The 19,431-nt window shown below is 38.1% G+C and carries 18 protein-coding genes and 2 tRNA genes; 11 read left to right on the top strand and 9 right to left on the bottom strand.

Annotation, left to right across the window (positions count from 1 at the left end; all coding sequences use genetic code 11):
- Positions 1–21: 21 nt before the first annotated feature.
- The 5 genes from A9970_RS27970 to A9970_RS27950 form a co-directional block, all read right to left on the bottom strand.
- Complete coding sequence (locus tag A9970_RS27970; RefSeq protein ID WP_070566110.1) at positions 22–750, bottom strand: (Fe-S)-binding protein; 729 nt, start codon at positions 748–750, stop codon at positions 22–24.
- A gap of 20 nt (positions 751–770) precedes the next feature.
- A complete protein-coding gene (locus A9970_RS27965) occupies positions 771–2,069 on the bottom strand; it encodes an MFS transporter (protein WP_120333333.1) in 1,299 nt (432 codons plus the stop codon).
- 10 nt (positions 2,070–2,079) lie between these two features.
- Positions 2,080–3,399, bottom strand: a complete 1,320-nt coding sequence (locus tag A9970_RS27960; RefSeq protein WP_259655504.1) for a D-alanyl-D-alanine carboxypeptidase — start codon at positions 3,397–3,399, stop codon at positions 2,080–2,082.
- A 125-nt stretch (positions 3,400–3,524) separates the two neighbouring features.
- On the bottom strand, positions 3,525–5,240 hold the full coding sequence (locus tag A9970_RS27955) for a RagB/SusD family nutrient uptake outer membrane protein (protein ID WP_182984457.1): 1,716 nt from the start codon (positions 5,238–5,240) through the stop codon (positions 3,525–3,527).
- 33 nt (positions 5,241–5,273) lie between these two features.
- Positions 5,274–8,576 carry a TonB-dependent receptor gene (locus A9970_RS27950; RefSeq protein WP_259655503.1) on the bottom strand — a complete coding sequence of 1,101 codons (3,303 nt, stop codon included), beginning with the start codon at positions 8,574–8,576 and terminating at the stop codon, positions 5,274–5,276.
- A gap of 431 nt (positions 8,577–9,007) precedes the next feature.
- Here A9970_RS27950 and mqnC point away from each other — a divergent pair, with 431 nt between their 5' ends.
- The 3 genes from mqnC (at position 9,008) to A9970_RS27935 (ending at position 11,017) form a co-directional block, all read left to right on the top strand.
- On the top strand, positions 9,008–10,132 hold the full coding sequence (mqnC, locus tag A9970_RS27945; protein WP_075994034.1) for a cyclic dehypoxanthinyl futalosine synthase: 1,125 nt from the start codon (positions 9,008–9,010) through the stop codon (positions 10,130–10,132).
- 9 nt (positions 10,133–10,141) lie between these two features.
- Positions 10,142–10,702 (top strand): SMC-Scp complex subunit ScpB, encoded by a 561-nt coding sequence (gene scpB / locus A9970_RS27940; RefSeq protein ID WP_182330793.1) that lies wholly within the window; start codon positions 10,142–10,144, stop codon positions 10,700–10,702.
- A 153-nt stretch (positions 10,703–10,855) separates the two neighbouring features.
- Positions 10,856–11,017 (top strand): hypothetical protein, encoded by a 162-nt coding sequence (locus A9970_RS27935; RefSeq protein ID WP_167450446.1) that lies wholly within the window; start codon positions 10,856–10,858, stop codon positions 11,015–11,017.
- Between the two features lie 104 nt (positions 11,018–11,121).
- On the opposite strand, the gene trxA is transcribed toward A9970_RS27935, so the two are convergent.
- Genes trxA through A9970_RS27920 form a run of 3 tightly spaced genes read right to left on the bottom strand, consistent with a single transcriptional unit; the run spans position 11,122 to position 13,006 of the window.
- The gene (gene trxA, locus A9970_RS27930; protein ID WP_075994036.1) at positions 11,122–11,418 is read right to left on the bottom strand and encodes a thioredoxin; all 297 of its coding nucleotides are present in this window, start codon (positions 11,416–11,418) and stop codon (positions 11,122–11,124) included.
- The gene (locus tag A9970_RS27925; protein ID WP_182984455.1) at positions 11,418–12,149 is read right to left on the bottom strand and encodes a rhodanese-like domain-containing protein; all 732 of its coding nucleotides are present in this window, start codon (positions 12,147–12,149) and stop codon (positions 11,418–11,420) included. The genes trxA and A9970_RS27925 overlap by 1 nt, the downstream gene beginning before the upstream one ends.
- A gap of 8 nt (positions 12,150–12,157) precedes the next feature.
- Positions 12,158–13,006, bottom strand: a complete 849-nt coding sequence (locus A9970_RS27920) for a glycoside hydrolase family 25 protein (RefSeq protein ID WP_182984454.1) — start codon at positions 13,004–13,006, stop codon at positions 12,158–12,160.
- A gap of 67 nt (positions 13,007–13,073) precedes the next feature.
- Here A9970_RS27920 and A9970_RS27915 point away from each other — a divergent pair, with 67 nt between their 5' ends.
- The 6 genes from A9970_RS27915 to A9970_RS27890 all read left to right on the top strand — a co-directional run bounded on the left by A9970_RS27915 (position 13,074) and on the right by A9970_RS27890 (position 16,745).
- Positions 13,074–13,958 carry a bestrophin family protein gene (locus A9970_RS27915; protein WP_182984453.1) on the top strand — a complete coding sequence of 295 codons (885 nt, stop codon included), beginning with the start codon at positions 13,074–13,076 and terminating at the stop codon, positions 13,956–13,958.
- A 95-nt stretch (positions 13,959–14,053) separates the two neighbouring features.
- Positions 14,054–14,138, top strand: a tRNA-Ser gene (locus A9970_RS27910).
- 264 nt (positions 14,139–14,402) lie between these two features.
- On the top strand, positions 14,403–15,299 hold the full coding sequence (locus A9970_RS27905; RefSeq protein WP_182984452.1) for an alpha/beta fold hydrolase: 897 nt from the start codon (positions 14,403–14,405) through the stop codon (positions 15,297–15,299).
- A 4-nt stretch (positions 15,300–15,303) separates the two neighbouring features.
- Positions 15,304–15,798 (top strand): RNA polymerase sigma factor, encoded by a 495-nt coding sequence (locus A9970_RS27900; RefSeq protein WP_182984451.1) that lies wholly within the window; start codon positions 15,304–15,306, stop codon positions 15,796–15,798.
- Complete coding sequence (locus A9970_RS27895; RefSeq protein ID WP_182984450.1) at positions 15,785–16,381, top strand: hypothetical protein; 597 nt, start codon at positions 15,785–15,787, stop codon at positions 16,379–16,381. Before A9970_RS27900 ends, A9970_RS27895 begins: the two co-directional genes overlap by 14 nt.
- A gap of 279 nt (positions 16,382–16,660) precedes the next feature.
- A tRNA-Ser gene (locus A9970_RS27890) sits at positions 16,661–16,745 on the top strand.
- 65 nt (positions 16,746–16,810) lie between these two features.
- Here A9970_RS27890 and A9970_RS27885 read toward each other — a convergent pair.
- Entirely contained in the window at positions 16,811–17,701 is an 891-nt protein-coding gene (locus A9970_RS27885) for a winged helix-turn-helix domain-containing protein (protein WP_182984449.1), read from the bottom strand.
- Between the two features lie 172 nt (positions 17,702–17,873).
- Here A9970_RS27885 and A9970_RS27880 point away from each other — a divergent pair, with 172 nt between their 5' ends.
- Together A9970_RS27880 and A9970_RS27875 are read left to right on the top strand one after the other, a co-directional pair.
- Positions 17,874–18,416 (top strand): hypothetical protein, encoded by a 543-nt coding sequence (locus A9970_RS27880; protein ID WP_182984448.1) that lies wholly within the window; start codon positions 17,874–17,876, stop codon positions 18,414–18,416.
- Between the two features lie 317 nt (positions 18,417–18,733).
- Positions 18,734–19,270 carry a biopolymer transporter ExbD gene (locus A9970_RS27875; protein ID WP_182984447.1) on the top strand — a complete coding sequence of 179 codons (537 nt, stop codon included), beginning with the start codon at positions 18,734–18,736 and terminating at the stop codon, positions 19,268–19,270.
- Positions 19,271–19,431: the final 161 nt, after the last annotated feature.

The following is a 19,431-nucleotide window of genomic DNA, read 5'->3' as shown; positions in this document are numbered from 1 at the left end:
TGTTTAGATTTAATGTGTTATTTAAATATTTCCCCAGCCAGTAGTCAACACATCAACGAGGTGCATCGTCTGAATGGGTAATTTATGTTTATCGATATAAGATTGAAGCTGTAGCAAACAAGATGAATCAGTGGAAATAATATAATCCGCATTCAGATCAAGTGCATTGCGCACTTTTTGCTCAGCCATTGCTGCAGATATTCCTTCGAATTTAACGGCAAAACTACCCCCAAACCCACAACATGTCTCGCTATCTTTCACCTCCACCATCTCCAAACCTAAGACCTTACTCAATAATTTCCGTGGTTCCTCTTTAATCTTGCACTCTCGCAAAGCCGAACAAGAATCGTGGTACACCGCAACACCCTCAAGCTCAGCTCCAAAATACTCTTTTTTTAGCACGTTTACTAAAAAATCAGAGATTTCCATAACCTGTTGCTGTATTTTATGGCATTGATGGGAATCTGCCGAATTTGCGAATAAATCATTATAAGCATGTCGTACCATACCAGTACAAGACGCCGAAGGAGAAATAATCACATGATCTCCTGAGAAATCACCTAAAAACTTCCGTCCGACCTGTTTTGCATCATCCCAAAATCCAGCATTATAGGCAGGCTGGCCACAGCATGTCTGCTCAGGATTATAGACAACCTCGCAGCCGACCTTTTCTAATAAACGAACCGTATTAAAAGCGGTCTCAGGGTAAAGCTGATCTATAAAACAAGGAACAAAAAGTTCTACTTTCATATGCAATTCAATCAATAAAATTAAGATTTATTGGATACTAATATCCGGATCAAAAGTAACAATCCAATTACAAAAAATAAAGAAAGAACCAATGCCGAATATCGTATATTATGTGTAACCTGTTCTATAAACCCGAATGAGAATAATCCTATAACTATAGCAACTTTTTCTGTGACGTCATAAAAAGAGAAGAAAGCAGTCGTATCTTTGATATCCGTCGGAATTAATTTAGAATAGGTTGAACGCGATAAGGATTGAATCCCGCCCATAACTAAACCGACCAGTGCAGCAATAATATAAAACTGAAGTGGAGTAGATAAATAAAAGGCCGAAATACAGATGCCGATCCAGATCATCACCACAACGATCAACACCTTAATATTCCCAAAAAGCGTAGATAAATAAGACATTAAAAATGCACCTAAGATAGCTACGAGCTGAATGAGAAGAATTGTAGCAATCAACCTTTCTGCGCCTAAATGCAAAATTTTCTCCCCAAAAGAGGAGGCTACAATCATCAAAGTCTGAACACCAATTGCATAGAAGAAAAAAGCCGGCAAAAACTGCTTTATTTCAGGAATACCTTTGATTTTTTGGATAACATGGCCGAATTCATCCCGTACATTCTGAACGAAACTCTTACCTGTGTTATTCTCGGTTGCATCGATTTTAGGCAGGTATTTAAAAGGAATCATTGAAAACCCAAGCCACCACAATCCGACCATTAGAAACGATATACGAGCCGGTAGTGAAGCATCTGTAATACCAAACCATTCAGGTTTAAGCACCACTATAAAACAAAGAATCTGTAAAGTAACACATCCAATATAACCATAAGCAAAACCTTGCGCACTCACCTTATCTTGTTGATCGACTGTCGCCAAAAGCGGCAAATAGGAATTATTAAACAAAACACCGCCAATATACCCCATCGCTGCAAGCACAAAACAGATGATACCAATTTCCAAAGTTTCAAGCTTGAAGAAAAATAAGCACATACATGCAACTGCTCCAACATAAGTGAAGAATTTCATAATCTGTTTCTTTTTTCCTTTTGCATCAGCGTACGAAGAAATAAAGGGCAAAGAAAAAGACATCAACAGATAGGCAAAGGCCAAAGAAAAATTGGAAAGTGCGGTATTGACAACTTCAATCCCAAAGAAACTAACAACATCACCATGCTCTTTTGTTGTAGTAATTGCGGTATAGTAAACAGGGAATATCGTGGAAGTAATAACAAGGTTGTAAGCAGAATTGGCCCAATCGAACATGGCCCAAGAACGAATCAATTTTTTATTGTTTTTTACAATTGCTTCCATTTAAATTGGCTTAATAAGTTTGACGAATATAAGTAATTATTTTAGCCATTTCTTTACGAATTGCACTTGCTCGATCATCTATATAATTATTGTTCATAAAAGAAAATGCCAAGCGCCTTCCTGTCCGTGTGATCAAATAACCACTTTGATTGTAGACAGATGTAATCGTTCCCGTTTTAGCAAAAACAAACGGTTCTCCGAGATCTTTGCTATAGGTACGTTTCAAGGTACCATCTACGCCTCCAGCCGGAAAAAGACGAAAACGTTCCTTCTCATCCGGCAACTTATTTTTCAAGACGACCAATAGATCGACATTATTTTGTGGAGTCACCTTGTTATAGGACGACAAGCCCGATCCATCAAAAATGGCAACCTCAGCTGAAAAGTATTTATAAACGTTATTCTTCATCCAATCCCGCACCAAGTAAGTATCAAATTGGCCGAATTGTTTCCACGAACACATCATTAAAAACTGTTCAGCAATAAAATTATCACTTGGCAACATCATTTCACGGATTAAATTTTTGGTACTGCCGGAATAGAGTATCTTGGTATTGCTTGGTTTTTGGTAAGACAATAAGGTCACGGATTTACCGAGACTATCCGACAGTAACTTAACAAATAAGCTATCAGAATAGATAAATGGAACTTCATTGACATAACCGTTCGGAACGGGACGTTTGGACATCCAAAAGGAATTTGCACGAAATGAGCGGGAAAGTTCAAAATCACCTACCTTAGGTTCCGGCAAAAAATCCAGTGAATTTTGAAAACTAGCTGGAGAGGTCGATAAATAATTATAACCTTTTTGTCGAAAAGTGACCACATTGCCATAAATAGGAAATGTACTGATTTCAGGCTGATAATAAGCTTCAAAATCTTCCATCGCCCAACCATGTGCAAAGAACTTATTCTTCATTGTCCCTGGTACAACAAAAATGCGTTTATTCGTATTTTTCAAAAAGTTATACACCACCCGGGTATCTAACCGATTATGCAGAAACGTCGGATCACCTGTCCCCCAGATAAGCAGCGAGTCTCCGCGTTCCACATACTCCAAACCTGGTATTGAATCCCCCAACAGTGCTAGAGCAGCATAGGTGGTATACATTTTTGTATTGGAAGCCGGTGTAAAATGCTTATTGCCGTTTATGTCCATCACATATTTATTGGCATTTAGGTCATACAAAGAAAAACCAACAAAATGATCATTTAATATTTTAGATTCTTGAAATAGCTGATAAACATCCTCAAAGCTCTGAGCCTTCGCTACAAAAGTAGCCGCCGGCACAAACCAAAGCAGCAACAATGCACTTAAAATTTTTTTCATCAGTTCAAACATACAAAAAACTGCAAGAACTCCCTTTCGTCTATTGCCAAAATTCAGATACAAATCCTTTAAAAAGGAAAGGGGAAGACATTGCCTCCCCCTTTCCTTTTTAAAACTATCAAAAATTAATATCCTGTATTTTGTGTCAGAGCTCCACCACTTCTGTCAATCTGCGATTGTGGAATTGGGAAGTAATCATTTTGTGGTTTATAGTTTAAGCCTTTATAGCGGGCCATAAAACCACCTTCAAACGTAGCGTAGCTTTCCAGTACAGTTTTCGCCTCACCCCAACGCACAAGGTCATAGAAACGATGTCCTTCCATCGCTAATTCTAAACGACGTTCAAAACGAACAGCTTTGCGCGCATAATTTTGGTCTGGGAAAGAAGTATAAGGTTTAACAACATATACTGCCGCTGCTACATTATCGCCAGTCGTTTTAGGAGGTAATTTTGCGGCACGCTCACGAACTGCATTTACCAGATTCATTGCTGCACCTAAATCGCCTAATTCAACCTGACATTCAGCTGCCATTAAAACAACATCAGCTAAACGAATAATATTAACATCCAAGTCAGTAATATATGCCGCTCCTGACGCAGTATGTGTTGCATGCAAACTCTTCGGAATCATTGTTTTTATACCAACAAATGGTCCACCCGAGCTCACCTCACGAATCCATGCATCACCTGGCATAACACCATAATCATAGAAATTCACACCTCTACGGCCAACCGTATAATCTAAACGTGGGTCAAAACGAAGCGTAACATCAAGTTTATATGTTTTCTTTGCGTCATCGGACAAACCGAAATCTGATTTATATGGGTTATTTCGATAAGAACCATCTAACAATGGTAATCCATTTGCATCGACTTTATACGCATTAACCAAATCAATGGTCGGTTGATAGAAACCACAGCAACCTACAGGATTACTTCCATTTAATCCAGACAACATATCACCAACATTGGCATTATCACCAGATCCATCTGGATTAATCACATGCTTCGATACCAGTAATGCTTCTGGGCCGTCTTTTGTAAGTACATCAAAGTTATTTTGGTACGGCATCGTACGTAGATCCTTTGCACCTATAACTTCCTTAAACAAAACTAACGCATCCGCATATTTTTTCTGATAGAGGTAAACTTTACCCAGATAAGCTTTCGCGATATTCTGATCCATACGTCCGGCCTGGCTATTGATTTTTGTCGCTGGCAAATTAGCTATTCCAGCTTTTAAATCGTCAATAATCTTCGGAAGTACATCATCCTTATTCGGTTTCGTTTTAGCCTCATCATCTGTTGTATTCTCATCAACATACGCTAGATTTTTGAAAACACGCCATAAATAAAAATAATAGTGTGCTCGCAACACTCGGGCTTCACCTTCTATTTCCTTCGCACGTGCAGCCGTTACCGTTTTTCCACCTGCTTGGTCAGCCTTCAGAATACGCAACGTATTATTTGCCCTTAATACGCCCTCATAATAAACTTCCCACATTTGACTCAGGTTGTCGTTCGAACTATTTGGCGTATGAAATTCGATCATATTCATGTTCGGTTGATCGGTTGCCTCAGATCCTTTATGTGCATTATCTCCAGCAACTTCACCAAACAACCATTGACTAGGCGCCGAAGAGTAATTCCCCCAGGTACCGTTGACATTGCCGTTTAATATACCATACGTCCCGATAAGAGAGGCCTCTATACCTTTTGAATTTACAATCTGAGACTCAGGCAATTCAGCTTGCGGATCACGCTCCAAAAAAGATTTTCCACAAGAGGCTAATAAAGTCAATGATATACCTAAAACTGTAATTATATTTCTTTTTTTCATTTCAATCAAATTTTAACTTAAATCACTAAACCCTTAAAATCCTAGACTAACACCCAACATATATTGACGAGCCTGTGGATACACACCAAAGTCTACACCCAAGGCTGGGTAAGTCGACGGAGTAGCCGTAACTTCTGGATCAAGCCCTTCATATTTAGTAATCGTAAACAGATTTGTTACCCCCACATAAGCACGGAGTTTCTTGATACCGGTATTATTACCAAAAACACGACTGGTATCGAAGTTATAGCCAACTTGAAGATTTTTCAATTTCAAGAAACTTGCATCCTGTACATAATAGCTCGAAGAAGCATACTCATAGGGTGAAGCATTTCTCACTTGGGAAGGGATCATGCTACCGCTATTCGTTGGACTCCATTCATCCAATACGCGCGTACTTTTTTGACCTCTAAACACACCAAAATCTGTAAAATACCGCGTAGCTTCATAGTTTTGATTACCCTTTGAGCCATAGAAGTAGGCCATAAAATCAAAGTTTTTATAAGCCGCATTGATATTGAATGAATACACAAAATCAGGATGTGGGCTACCTATAACGGTACGGTCACTTGCATCAATTTTGCCATCACCATTGACATCCTCAAATTTAAGTCCACCAGCTCTCGACTTTCCATCCTCATATTTAGCGACACTCGCATTGTTGATATCCGCTTCCGAATAAATACCAATTACTTTATAGCCATAGAAAGCACCAAGAGGTTCTCCAGGTTTTAAGATGGAGGTTTCCATACTTCTAAAACTACCGTACACTTGTTGGGTTACTGATGGTGCCAAAGAAACAATCTTGTTCACGTTACGTGAAATAGTAGCGGACAGATCCAATTTAAATGCACTTTCTTGACGTCTACCGTAATGATAATTCAATGAAAATTCGATACCTTTATTTTGCATATCACCAATATTTACATAAGGCGATCCGGCCCGGCCTGCGGCAACAGCAGGTAAAGGCAACAGGTACAGCATGTCTTTCGTCTTTTTATTGTACCAATCGAAAGATCCATCAAAATCACCTTGTGCGAGGGTAAAATCCACCCCAATATTTAATGCAGATACTTGTTCCCATTTCACGTCCGGATTACTATAGGCATTGTGCCACATACCGGAAGTCAAGCTTCCGTCAATAGGATATGAAGATGAATTAATAGCGACCTGATAGCGATTCAGATATTGATTGGCTGGAATACGTTGGTTCCCCGTCACACCATAACCAGCTCTGATTTTTAGGTCCGAGATCCATGAAACACCTTTCATGAATTCTTCCTCCGACAAGCGCCAGGCAGCACTCGCTCCAGGGAATGTTCCATATTTATTGTTCGGCCCAAAATTAGAAGAACCGTCACGACGCACTGTTGCACTTAAGATATACCGATCTTTGTAGGAATAATCCACCTTTCCAAACACCGAAAACAAGGAACCTACAGAACCGCTACCTTCACTGACGCGACCAGTTGAAGCGGCATCCAAGTAAAGGTAATCAAGCGATGACATTGTAAAAAAGCCATTTCCTTTCCCCCTTATCTGCCTATTTCTATTCTGAATAGCTTCCGTACCAGCGAGAATGCTCAACGTATGCGCCTCATTAAATGTTTTTTTATAATTTAAAGTATTTGTCCAAGTCCATTCTTTATTCAGTCCAAAAAATTCATTAATTCCGTTGTTAAAACTTCCTTCTGTAAACTCAGGGTTTGGATAGGTATAAGATACACCATTGTAGTTTTCATACTTCATACCAAAACTGCTACGGAAGGTTAATCCTGAGACAATATCAAATTCTCCAAAGACATTCCCGAAAAACATATTGCTCTTATTTTTATTATCCTTGGCACGATAGGCGATAGCAACAGGATTTTCTCCATTACCATACTGTCCGCCAACAGATCCTGCAAAATTTCCGCCCTCATCATATACAGGAATGATATTATGAATACGATACGCAAAACCTAAAGCACTACCTTCACCGATATAGTCCCCGGCAGTATTGGTATTTACCCCCATACCAAATCCTTCCGTAAAACTATATTGCATATTTTCGCCGAAACGTAGTTTATTATTAAAGGCAGAGAAGCGTGTGTTTGAACGAAGATTATATTTTTCAAAACCGGTATGAATAATCGTTCCTTTTTGTTTCAGATAACCGCCCGAAATCGCATAGGAAGCATCTTCACCACCTCCTAAAACGCTAAGTTGGTGCGACTGAGTAGGCGCATTTTGGGATAAAGCATCAAACCAGTTGGTTCCGGCCTTATTTGCTTTGGTAATTTGATAAAAATCGCTTCGGCTACTCGCATCGTACTTATATTTTGACATATCCACGTCTGCGGCTGTAATCACATCTTTCCCGCCCACTTTAGGTCCAGCAATAAGGTAATCTGGCATCACATTGTTTGTACCGTCCAATCTGTTTTCAATATCCAATGTTTGTTGTGGAGATAACATTTTTGGAAAACGCCCACTGTTTGGAACCTGCACACCATAATAAGAGTCAAGGCTAAATTGAGGTTTTCCACTTTTACCGATTTTTGTGGTAATGATGACAACACCATTATTTGCACGTGAACCGTAAATTGAAGCTGCTGATGCATCTTTTAAGACCTGCATCGTCTCAATATCATTTTGATTCAACCAGCTTAACTTTCCTTCATAAGGCACTCCATCAATAATGTAAAGCGGCTCGTTGTTGTTGATCGTACTGTAACCACGAATTTTGATCTGTGGTGTAGAACCAGGGGCACCATCGACTACGATCTGAACACCTGTTGCCCGCCCTTGCAACGCCTCAACAGCACTCGCAGCCGGGGTAGTTTTCAATTCCTTCACATTGACAACGGCAACAGCACCAGTTAAATCTTTTTTACGCTGTGCCGAATAACCTGTGACAACAACCTCTTCCAAGGCATCTTCTGAACCGCTTAAGGGAATTGCAAGATCAGCTTTCGAAGAAACAGCAACTTCAGTACTTTTGTACCCAATATAACTGATAATCAACACATCACCCACTTTTGCTTGAATGGTAAATGCACCATTCTCGCCGGTTGACGTCCCGTTACTGCTCCCCTTGACTTTCACAGATACACCAGTAATACCTTGACCTGTAGCAGCATCCTTCACGACCCCCTTGATAGGTGTCTGTTGTATGCTCCTTGTTTTGATTAATGAAACGACTTCAACTTTGCCATGGCTAGTTAATCCACTGGCAAATCCATGAGTGGTCATTCCTCCCCCAATGAGAAGAGAACTCATAATCAGAAACCTCTTATTGAACTTTTGGCCCAATATGAGATCAAAACAGCAATTTTTGTCCGTTTTTTTCATCATAATTTTACTAAATAGGTGGTTTAAAAAAATTTATGTTTATGCTTTAGTTGTTTTAGTTGATATTGGTTATTATTTAAGTTTTTGGTCATTTTTTTAGGTCTGACGACAACAATGCTATATTATTGGCAGATTCAGGCCCCTTGGTTATTCATTTTTTTCTAATTTGGTTATTTTTCCAGAAATGTTAAAATCTGTTAAATAAATGTAAAGAATAATAAATGTAAAAAAAAAAGAAAAATCTTAATTAATTCACAAAGCGCTATAAATCAAGTTATTGTATTTTATACACTAAGTTACGATGCAATACTATTGTTACACAAGCACATCCTTTTGTTTTTTATATCCGGAACGTTTCCCAAAATTCAATGTCCATTGTCAAATATTCCGCAAATAGGTCCAAATAAGTTAAAAGCTCCTTATATTTGTTGTTGATGAATGTAAGTAATTTATTAGAACGGGCGCTCCGATTTGAGTTCCTATCCAAGGAAGAGGGTGTTTTTTTATATCAAAACGCACCTACAGCTGATTTGACTTTCGTAGCCAATGAATTGCGTAAGATACAAGTGCCACATGGTAAAGTAACCTGGCAGATCGACAGAAATGTCAATACCACCAATGTGTGTATTGCAAATTGCAAATTTTGCAATTTTTTCCGTCGCCCTGGTCATGAAGATAGCTACATTACCGATATTGAAAGCTACAAACAAAAGATAGAGGAAACTTTTAAATACGGTGGAGATCAACTGCTGCTGCAAGGTGGCCATCACCCGGATTTGGGTATTGAGTTTTACAAAAACCTTTACAAGCAATTAAAGGAACTTTATCCTACGCTAAAACTACATTCTCTCGGTCCGCCTGAAATTGCGCATATTTCCAAATTGGAGAACATGAGTCATATTGAAGTTTTGACGCAATTGAAAGAAGCAGGACTAGACTCGCTACCTGGAGCGGGAGCTGAAATTCTCAATGATCGTGTGAGACGTCTTATATCAAAAGGAAAATGCGGTGGTAAAGAATGGCTAGATGTTATGCGGGCAGCCCATAAAATTAATTTACCAACTTCTGCCACCATGATGTTTGGTCATATCGAAACGATAGAAGAACGTTTTGAACATTTGGTATGGATTCGCGAAGTACAGGATGAAAAACCTCAGGAATCCCATGGATTTATAGCGTTTATCCCTTGGCCTTTCCAAGATGATGGTACCTTATTGAAAAGACTGCGCGGTATTACCAATAATGTAACGAGCGAAGAATATATTCGCATGATTGCCTTAAGCCGCATTATGCTTCCTAATATTAAAAATATACAAGCTTCCTGGCTCACCGTCGGAAAGCGCACAGCGCAATTATGTCTGCACGCTGGAGCAAACGACTTCGGCTCAATTATGATCGAAGAAAATGTCGTTTCGGCAGCTGGTGCACCACATCGATTTACGTCAAAATCTATACAGGAAGCTATTTTGGAAGCTGGATTCAGCCCGCAACTACGAACTCAAAAGTATGAGTTCCGCGAACTACCAGCCCATATGGTCGAACAGGTCATTAACTATTAATACGATACATTGAAAGACGTCATAAGAAATATTGAAGCAATTATATTTGCTTCTGCGGAAGGAATAGATCTTGCCGATATCAAACAGATTTTGCAGGAAGCCTTAGCCATCGAAGTATCCAGGGAAGAGCTACGTGACTTGATTAAAAAAATTGAAACGAAGTACCAGGATGAAGACTATGTACTCGAATTACGCTATATCAACAACGCATATCAGTTTTTGACAAAAGCTGTTTATCATGAATCGATACAACAGCTCCAAAATCACAATAACAAGCGAAAACTAAGTCAATCAGCACTAGAAACACTCGCAATCATTGCCTACAGACAACCGATAACAAAATTAGAAGTGGAGCAGATTAGAGGTGTAAGCTGTGATTACTCTATTCAACGGTTACTGGAAAAGAAGTTGATCAAAATTGCAGGAAAAGCAGATAGTATCGGAAAACCATTACTTTATGCAACAAGCCAGCAGTTCATGGATCACTTCGGAATCAATGGTGTGAGAGATCTCCCTCAGTTGAAAGACATCGTTACCGAGGACAATGCGATTGGCGAAACAAATGAATAAATAAAATAAAATAAATTTTTATTTTCAAAATACAATTCAACATACTGATTAACAGAAAAATAAAGCTTAATATTTTTTTAAAAAAAAGTTTTAAAAAATAGTTTTCTTCTCTAATTTTACAACATTGAATAAGAAACAATAAAGTATTATTTTATGAACACGGCAACTTTAGCTAACGAAGATCTTGAAGAAGTAAAATTCGCATCTTTCAACGGTCCTGATGACGATGATGATGATTTCGATGATGATTTCGATTTACCTGAAATCGACTCGATTGGAGGATTGGATGACTTCGATGATGACGATGAATTTTAATATTTTAGTGCGATATAACACTACCTATTAAAACACCAGAGTATCATTAAAAAATAAGGCGTTCAATCAAATTGAACGCCTTATTTTTTACTTTACTTGATTTTTTACTTTACTTGATCGATCAATTTATGTAATTCCATCTTGGGAATCATGCCGCTTTGTCGCCATACCTGTTGGCCATTTTTGAACAACACGAAAGTAGGCACGCCACTTACCTTATAAATCGAAGCAATTTTTGGATTCTTATCCACGTCAATCTTAATGATAGACAAATCATCTTGATAAAATTCCTTTACATCCTGTAAAATCGGCGCCATAGTCTGGCAGGGACCGCACCACGTCGCAAAAAAATCCACCAAAACCAGCGAATTTGATTGAATAATCTGGTCAAAAGTAGCCATTATTGATTCTCCTTTACTTCTTCTTGCAATGCCTTATACCCACCTTGGATATTGCATATATGTTTAAATCCTTTAGCACTCAAAATAGATACAGCAACTGCACTCCTATAACCTGATTGACAGTGTACATACAGCTGTTGATTGCCTTTTTTAAGCGTAGAACCAAAATTAACGAAATCTGTTAATGGAATATTCATTGCATTGTCAATATGTCCATTACCAAATTCTTTATCTGTTCTTACATCCACAATATGACCTTGATCTGATCTTTTCCTGAATTCTCCTGCACTGATATTACGCAACGAGACTACATCTTCGCTAGCTTTCCAAGTTTCAATGCCGCCTTCCAACCCCCCAATAACATGGGTATAACCCAGCTTTAATAAATGATGATAAACCGTATCTTGACTATCTCCGTCTGTAATCAATAAAAGCTTTTGGGCTTTATTGGGAAACACTTGCGTCAAAAAGTGATCAAAAGGACCTTTAAAGCCTATATTTATAGATTTAGGTACAAATCCTTGTAGGAATATATCGCCAGGTCGCGTATCAAGAACTTGGATAGCTGTTTCACGACGCAATTTTTTAAATTCTTTCAATGTTAATCGTGGTAAATCTGAAGCGGGTTGCGACATCTCGACCTGATGACTCTTCGATTCCGCATGTAATTGCATTTGACCATTAAACAGTGCTAAACAAACCCCACATAATGTGATAAAAACTCTATGCATATATTTTACTATTTAAAAGGAATAAGCAGCTTTTCCAATTCCTCAATTTTACCATTGTATATATTTAAGTCCACATTGCCCTGAATCCCTCTAACAGTACCTTTTTCAGAAAATTGCCAAAAAGCCCAATGCTCTTTGGGGTTCTCAACCCAAAAGTTATAATTTGCAATCCACAAGGTATAAGCTGCAAATTCCTTTTCCAAAAAGTCACTATAAAACTTATCTCCGGAGTAAAGAATGGGTTTTACTTTGTAGTGGGCTTCGACTTCTTCAAGCCAACGTTTTAGCCCGACTTTCAAGCTATCCATCGATTGTTGTTTTGGATGCTCCTCAATATCCAAGACCGGTGGAAGATCGCCAGACTGTAGTTTAACCTTCCGAATAAAATTCTTCGCTTGCTTGACCGAGTTCTCATTGGGTCTAAAATAATGGTAGGCGCCTCTCAAAACTGCCCTATTTTCCGTTTTACTCCAATTTCGACTAAACTTATCATCAATTCCTTTTTCACCCATTGTCGCCCTGATAAACACAAAATCTATCGGAAAATGATCATTGATTGTGCTTACCTTTTGCCAATCTATTTCTTCCTGATAGGTAGACACGTCTATGCCAAACACCTTATCATCGTGCTTGCTCATAATCTCAATATTACGAATATCATATTTAGCTTCCTTCGTCAGAGACTTGTTTTTGGAGGTAGCCACGCGAAAATAGTATATAATTCCAGCCCGATAATGCCACACAACAAGACAGAGGAAAAACACCAGCATTCCTGCTATCATCCAAATCCACTTTGTTCCACGAACCTGACTTCCTTTTGTACTTGTTTTCTTTCTTTTTGATCGCTGTTGTGCCATAGCACGATGAAGTTACGGCAATAGCAATTAACTCGCAAAATTTTCGCAACAATTTATATTTTTGTGTATGATCGTATACAACCCCAAAGACTGGCTTTCGGCAACTTTCAAGTTGCATAAATCAGATACCTTCAAAAAGTTACTGCCATTTCTTGTTTTGATAGCGTTTTATTCCTGGATGATTGCCTTTCTAGAATTGGAATACCTCAAACTAAATGAAAAGAGCTGGGTCAAAAACATTACCATTGTCCACAACCTACTCGGTTTTGTTATATCGCTTTTACTGGTATTCCGAACAAACACGGCCTATGACCGCTGGTGGGAAGCCAGAAAACAATGGGGTACATTGACTAATGTTAGTAGAGCCTTTTCGTACAAACTAAATGCCATGCTGGATGTAGATGACAAAGTGAATCGTAGTTTTTTCAGAAAGGCAATCCCCCTATTTGCAGAAACACTATACGATTTTTTAAGATCGGATTACACCAAGTTTATGCTCGACGAAAACGAACACCCTGAGTTAAAGGCTTTGGATAATAAAAAACATGGACCAAACCAAGTGTCCAATATGATCTTCCAAAAAATCAACGATCTTTATAAGACTAAAACGATAAGCGGCGATCAGCTTATTATCCTTAATGAGGAAATTATTACCATGACACATGTTTGTGGAGCTTGTGAGCGTATTAAAAATACCCCAATACCATTAGCATATAGTGCATTTATCAAGAAGTTCATTATCTTCTATACCATGACCCTTCCAGTAGGTTACGTTTTTTCCATCGGTTACTTTGTTGTGATTGCTGTACCATTCATCTTATATGTTTTAGCATCTCTTGAATTAATTGGTGAGTCCATTGAAGAGCCATTTGGTATCGACCAGGACGATTTACCGATCGACAAAATTGCGGCCAACATCAGGAAACACTGCCATGAGATTATCCCTGCATAGACTTTTTTAAAAACAATCTAGCTCATTTTCAAACGCTAAGACTAGCTATAGAAAATAAGTTTTGTAAATCTATTCGAAATTTCTACTTTTGTCGCGGAGAGTTGGCAGAGTGGTCGAATGCGGCGGTCTTGAAAACCGTTAACTGTCACAGGTTCGGGGGTTCGAATCCCTCACTCTCCGCAGAAAAAGCCTTTCAGAAATGAAAGGCTTTTTGCTTTTGCCCCTTTATTCTCCCCCATCAAAAGATCAATTTTCTTATAGTACCATTCCATTCGAATTATCAGAGCGTTACCTACAAGAAAACAACATTTCACACAACTCTTCCTGGCCACATGCACTCTTTTTCACTTTTTTCATTCTTTTATGTAATAATCTGTAATTCATAACATCTAATAGGCAGAATATTTTAGAAAACCATAATTACTAATTTTAAATTCAATTCTTATGAAAACGATTGTTCTTCGTATCAATAAAGATCTACCGAACTATTTTTGCCATTCCACCAAAGTCGGTATTTCAATACTTTTACTTATGATTTACGGATCGGCATTTGCACAAAAAAAATATGATTTTCAGGTCAGTATCTATGGAACAGGAACACCGATCATTCTTATTCCAGGATATAGTTGTAGTGGAACCGTATGGACAGAAACTGTAAATCACTTAAAAGATAAATACGAATGTCACGTGCTTACACTTCCTGGCTTCGCAGGACAAGCAGCTATTAAAGAAGCATTGCTTGAGACTATACGCAATGAAATCATAGCATATACAGAGGCAAAAAAATTGCAAAATCCGATTCTTCTAGGCCATAGTTTAGGAGGTTTTTTGAGCCTCTGGATCGCAAGCACCGCACCTTCGCTATTTCAAAAAGTTATCGTTGTGGACGGAGTACCGTTCTACCCGGGCATGCAGAACCCAAATACAAGTGTAGAGGAAGTGAAAAAGTTTGTCGATAAAGATGCACTTATCGCACAGTTTACTTCGATGGGAGACCAACAACTTAGTGTGTATGCTGAAAATATAGCACGACAGCTGGTAACTGATTCTATAAAAGCCAAAACAATAGCCGAATGGCAAGTACAGAGCGATAGAGTTACATTAGCGTCTGCTTTTTATGAAATGATGACGACGGATATCCGCCAGGATCTTGCTAAAATTACCATACCCGTTTTGGTACTGGGTAGTAAGTACGAAACGCTAGAAAAATCACAGCAGATTCTTTCCGAGCAATATAAGTATGTAAAAAAGCTAACTTTACACAACACGAACAGTAAGCATTTTATTATGTATGATCAGCCAATATGGTTTTTTAAAGAACTAGACACATTTTTAAAATAACCCGATGACCAACAAAGAAAACTTTGAGATTATTTACAAAGAATATGCGCCGGCCATCCGCAAGTTATGCCTCAGTTATACCGGAGACCGAGATAATGCAGAAGATTTAATCCAAGAGACCTTCATTACTGTATGGAAAAAACTCGACAGTTTTCGCAACGATGCCAAATTAAGCACTTGGATCTACAGAATAGCGATCAATAATTGCTTGACGAGTATGCGAAAAAAACATCAGCATTTTAAAAAAATGACCGACACAAGCTGCATCGATATACCAGAGGATTCATCGAATGAAAAAATACAGCAGATTGATCTGCTGTACAAATGTATCAGCAAGCTGAAAGAAGCTGATAGAGTACTGATCACATTGGTATTAGATGAAAAACCTTATGAGCAAATAGCAGAAATTACGGGAATTACAGAGAATAATCTCCGTGTAAAAATCCATAGAATTAAAAAAGAATTAACCGAAATTTTCCATAAATATGCAAGACTTTAACGATTTACAACATCTTTGGAAACAGGATAGCAAACAAAATATCTTGCCCCCAAAACACCTGAATAAGGTCAAAAACTTTCGTCAAGAATTAATAAGGAAAGAAATAGCCGGTGCTGTTTTATTGCTTGTAACAGGTTTAATTATTCTTGCTCTGGCATATTTTCTTGATTTTAGGCATAAAACGCTCGCATTGTACACATCGATGTTTATCGTATCCTTCCTTTGTTTTATACAGGCATACTTAATGTTGACTACTGCACGTAAAGTCAAACAGATCAACGAAGTAGCTTTACCTACCGAGCATTTACAACAGTGGCAAGAGTTTGACTCCTTTCGAAAGAAAAGAATTCATTGGAATATGCCGATTTATCATCTACTTCTCGGTATAGCGATCTCGATCTATTTTCGGGAAATCCTAGCGGGAGCTAGTTTCCACTATTATTTATTGACTTACCTTCCAACCTATAGCTGGATTCTATTTTCCTACTTTTATCTAGGCAAAAGACAACTCGCTAAAATTGATCGATCAATCAACGAAGTTATTTTTGAATTACAGGAGTTAGAACGACAGTTCGGGAATTGAAAAATCGGATGATATTTGCTCCTAAAAAATACATTCATGATTACATTTTTAATTGCAATAAATAACCTTAAAACAAGATTATGATCCCATCTAAAAGCGGACATATCGTCCAAAGCAGAGTCCGCTATCTCCAATATGACATCGGAAGGTGGTCAACCACTAAAAATAACCAACTGGTATTCAGCTACATTTCTATTTAAGAGTGCTAAAACTGCTTTTAAACAAAGAAAAATGTAAAATAAGTTTTGTAATTCTACCCAAAATTTCTACTTTTGTCGCGGAGAGTTGGCAGAGTGGTCGAATGCGGCGGTCTTGAAAACCGTTAACTGTCACAGGTTCGGGGGTTCGAATCCCTCACTCTCCGCAGAAAAAGCCTTTCAGAAATGAAAGGCTTTTTGCATTTTAGCCCAATTTATCCCCTTACTCTTCTTAAGAACTTACCTCAAGTTTATATCCTTTACCACGTATAACCGTTATTTTGATATTCGGATCAAACTCCAATTTTTTTCTAAGTTTTGATATAAACATATCTAAACTGCGTCCAACAATAATTCCCTCATCTTCCCAAATTTCTTTTTGCAGCCGTGTTCGCGCTATCGTTTGGTTAGGAGACAAGGCGAAAATATGTAACAAACGAGTTTCCGTTCCAGTGAGACCTATGGTGTTTTCATTAATGACCATTTCTCGCTCCTGCGGATTAAACAAAACGGCCCCAAAGGTTAAAATACTGTTATTTTGATCGTCTAACACAGTGCTTCGCCTCCGATCCGATTTCAAAAAAAAGAATCCAGCAAATGCTAAAAACAACAGGATACCAAGAAAATAGCTATTCGCTGCTGTATTTATCCCGCTAGGTTTAAATTTAATATTGATCATGTAACAACCTTTAGGTTGCACTCTACCTCTACAAGCAATAATATCATCTTTTTTATTATGGGAAATAGCATATCCATAAGCTACACTCGAATTGCCACAGTTGAGAACGTTAACGACATAATCACGGGCAAGAGGATCATTGACCAACAGGCGCTGAATAGCACTCACCAGTGAGTCTGGTTTAAAGGTGATTTCATTCTCAAACCTGATCTGATATTCATTTTCTTGAATCTTTTCTATCGGAAGTAACCTTGATCTACTGTCTCCAGACTGCGTAAGCAGTTCATCTCCTATCCTCCTAAGCAAAACTTCCCTCCTAGCGCTATCAAAATCGTCTGTGCCAGTCATATCAAAAGCAACAAAGGCCATCACAATAAACAAGAGCATTATGCCGCCATACAAGTACTTGCGGTTCCCTGAGAAAATATTTCGGCTTTCAGACATACGATTTACAATTTATTTACAAAGATTACATCACTATTTACAATCTAAATCCCTCTATATAAGTATCATCAAAGTAATTTTGTTACATCACTCTAAAACAGATGCGAGAAAAAAAGTTTGAACGGATCTAATTTACTGGGATAAATCTAATGTTCATTAAACTTTTAAAAATATGAAAAAAATTATCTACGTATTGGTTTTACCGCTCGCTATAGGAAGCGGCTTAGCCTTTGCCAATCGCGAAATCAAAAATGAAACCTTAAACAAAACGGCGCCGAATTCACGCACTCCTACCGAAATGACCGCCGAAAGGAATAAATGGGAAGCGAGCCCCAATGGTATAAAGTTCAAAAAATGGAAAGAATCTCCCGAAGGTACAAAAGTACTTGACAATGCTGCGAAAATAAAGAATGAAATAAAGAATTCTGCCAACATAGAGGCGGTTGTAACTTCTCTTTATCTTCCTCTTGGTGCACAGTTAGGTTTTGGAGTGATGGTTAGGATTAATCGTGAAGACTATATTCTAAGTTTTGGTCTGGAAAATTCTAATGAATTTCAACAATTGAAAAGTCTGAAAGTAAACGACAAAATAACGATAAGGGGTCGTAGTGTCATGTACGCGCCTAAGTATTCGTATCCAATAGTAGCGGGCGACTATGTACAAAGAGATAACAAAATAATTTATAAACGCATCCCTAACCAAGGCGGTTGCTAAGTAACTTACCCACCACTCCGCAAGAAAAGCCTTTCAGCATAGAAGGGCTTTTTTGCAAAACACTAGAAAAATTTCGACAGCCTAGCAAGCGCCCTAAATTGATTGAAAGGACAAAATGACAAGAGAATTGGTCAAATCGGATCAACAACGAACAAACTAAAACATAGCATAAAAAAACTGATTATCAACAATTAAGAAAAAAACACAGAAAGTACTTGAGAAAAACCCCAGTTTTTAAAAAAAATACTGTGGAATCCGTTCTTCTCTGACATCATAATAGTGAGTAACAACAACGTGTTAACCTAAAGATGACGATCATGGCAGAATTAAACCAAAAAACGCAAGAAACGGGAAAGAAAAAAATAAGAAGCAGAAAAATGGCTCCTAAAGTAGATTTAACAGCCATGGTAGACCTCGCATTTCTTCTCATTACATTCTTTATGTTGACCACAACATTAAATAAACCATCTGCAATGGATATCGCCATGCCAGACAAAATTAAATCAGATGTAGAAAGTTCGGTTCTTATTGATGAAAACCGCACGGCGACCCTCATTCTTGGCGAAGGAAAATTCATGTGGTATCATGGGGATTTCAAAAAACCGATCAGCTCTTCAAAAGTACCGGTAGATATCGAGAAAGGGCTCTCAGCCGTTATTGCACAGTTAAAAGCTAAGATAAGCACCATACCCAATACAAAGGACATGATTGTATTGATCAAGCCTAGCAAAGAAGCGCGCACAAAAGATGTTATTCATACGATAGATCAATTGAAGGACCAGCATATTGCACGCTATGTGATCAGTAAAACGCAAATCGAAGAAGAAAAGCAATTGCTCGCTGCACTCCAGTAACATTGATTTGATCGATATCCTATCCATGCATTGAGTCAACCTATGAACGAGCCTTTGATAGGTAAAATCAATTAATGTCAACAAAAAACATGGGAATGATTTCTATCTGATAAAATAGACAATAACAAGTTTACCGAAAGGTCGTATGATCGATCTTTCGG

This window comes from Sphingobacterium sp. UME9 (genome assembly GCF_014170215.1).
Lineage (GTDB): Bacteria > Bacteroidota > Bacteroidia > Sphingobacteriales > Sphingobacteriaceae > Sphingobacterium > Sphingobacterium paramultivorum.
This window is presented reverse-complemented; position numbering and strand designations above follow the sequence as displayed.

Bases quoted from the DNA above. Each gene is read 5' to 3' on its own strand.
- A9970_RS27970 (WP_070566110.1), bottom strand. From the start codon at position 750: ATGAAAGTAGAACTTTTTGTTCCTTGTTTTATAGATCAGCTTTACCCT.
- A9970_RS27965 (WP_120333333.1), bottom strand. From the start codon at position 2,069: ATGGAAGCAATTGTAAAAAACAATAAAAAATTGATTCGTTCTTGGGCC.
- A9970_RS27960 (WP_259655504.1), bottom strand. From the start codon at position 3,399: ATGAAAAAAATTTTAAGTGCATTGTTGCTGCTTTGGTTTGTGCCGGCG.
- A9970_RS27955 (WP_182984457.1), bottom strand. From the start codon at position 5,240: ATGAAAAAAAGAAATATAATTACAGTTTTAGGTATATCATTGACTTTA.
- A9970_RS27950 (WP_259655503.1), bottom strand. From the start codon at position 8,576: ATGATGAAAAAAACGGACAAAAATTGCTGTTTTGATCTCATATTGGGC.
- mqnC (WP_075994034.1), top strand. From the start codon at position 9,008: ATGAATGTAAGTAATTTATTAGAACGGGCGCTCCGATTTGAGTTCCTA.
- A9970_RS27935 (WP_167450446.1), top strand. From the start codon at position 10,856: ATGAACACGGCAACTTTAGCTAACGAAGATCTTGAAGAAGTAAAATTC.
- trxA (WP_075994036.1), bottom strand. From the start codon at position 11,418: ATGGCTACTTTTGACCAGATTATTCAATCAAATTCGCTGGTTTTGGTG.
- A9970_RS27925 (WP_182984455.1), bottom strand. From the start codon at position 12,149: ATGCATAGAGTTTTTATCACATTATGTGGGGTTTGTTTAGCACTGTTT.
- A9970_RS27920 (WP_182984454.1), bottom strand. From the start codon at position 13,006: ATGGCACAACAGCGATCAAAAAGAAAGAAAACAAGTACAAAAGGAAGT.
- A9970_RS27915 (WP_182984453.1), top strand. From the start codon at position 13,074: ATGATCGTATACAACCCCAAAGACTGGCTTTCGGCAACTTTCAAGTTG.
- A9970_RS27905 (WP_182984452.1), top strand. From the start codon at position 14,403: ATGAAAACGATTGTTCTTCGTATCAATAAAGATCTACCGAACTATTTT.
- A9970_RS27900 (WP_182984451.1), top strand. From the start codon at position 15,304: ATGACCAACAAAGAAAACTTTGAGATTATTTACAAAGAATATGCGCCG.
- A9970_RS27895 (WP_182984450.1), top strand. From the start codon at position 15,785: ATGCAAGACTTTAACGATTTACAACATCTTTGGAAACAGGATAGCAAA.
- A9970_RS27885 (WP_182984449.1), bottom strand. From the start codon at position 17,701: ATGTCTGAAAGCCGAAATATTTTCTCAGGGAACCGCAAGTACTTGTAT.
- A9970_RS27880 (WP_182984448.1), top strand. From the start codon at position 17,874: ATGAAAAAAATTATCTACGTATTGGTTTTACCGCTCGCTATAGGAAGC.
- A9970_RS27875 (WP_182984447.1), top strand. From the start codon at position 18,734: ATGGCAGAATTAAACCAAAAAACGCAAGAAACGGGAAAGAAAAAAATA.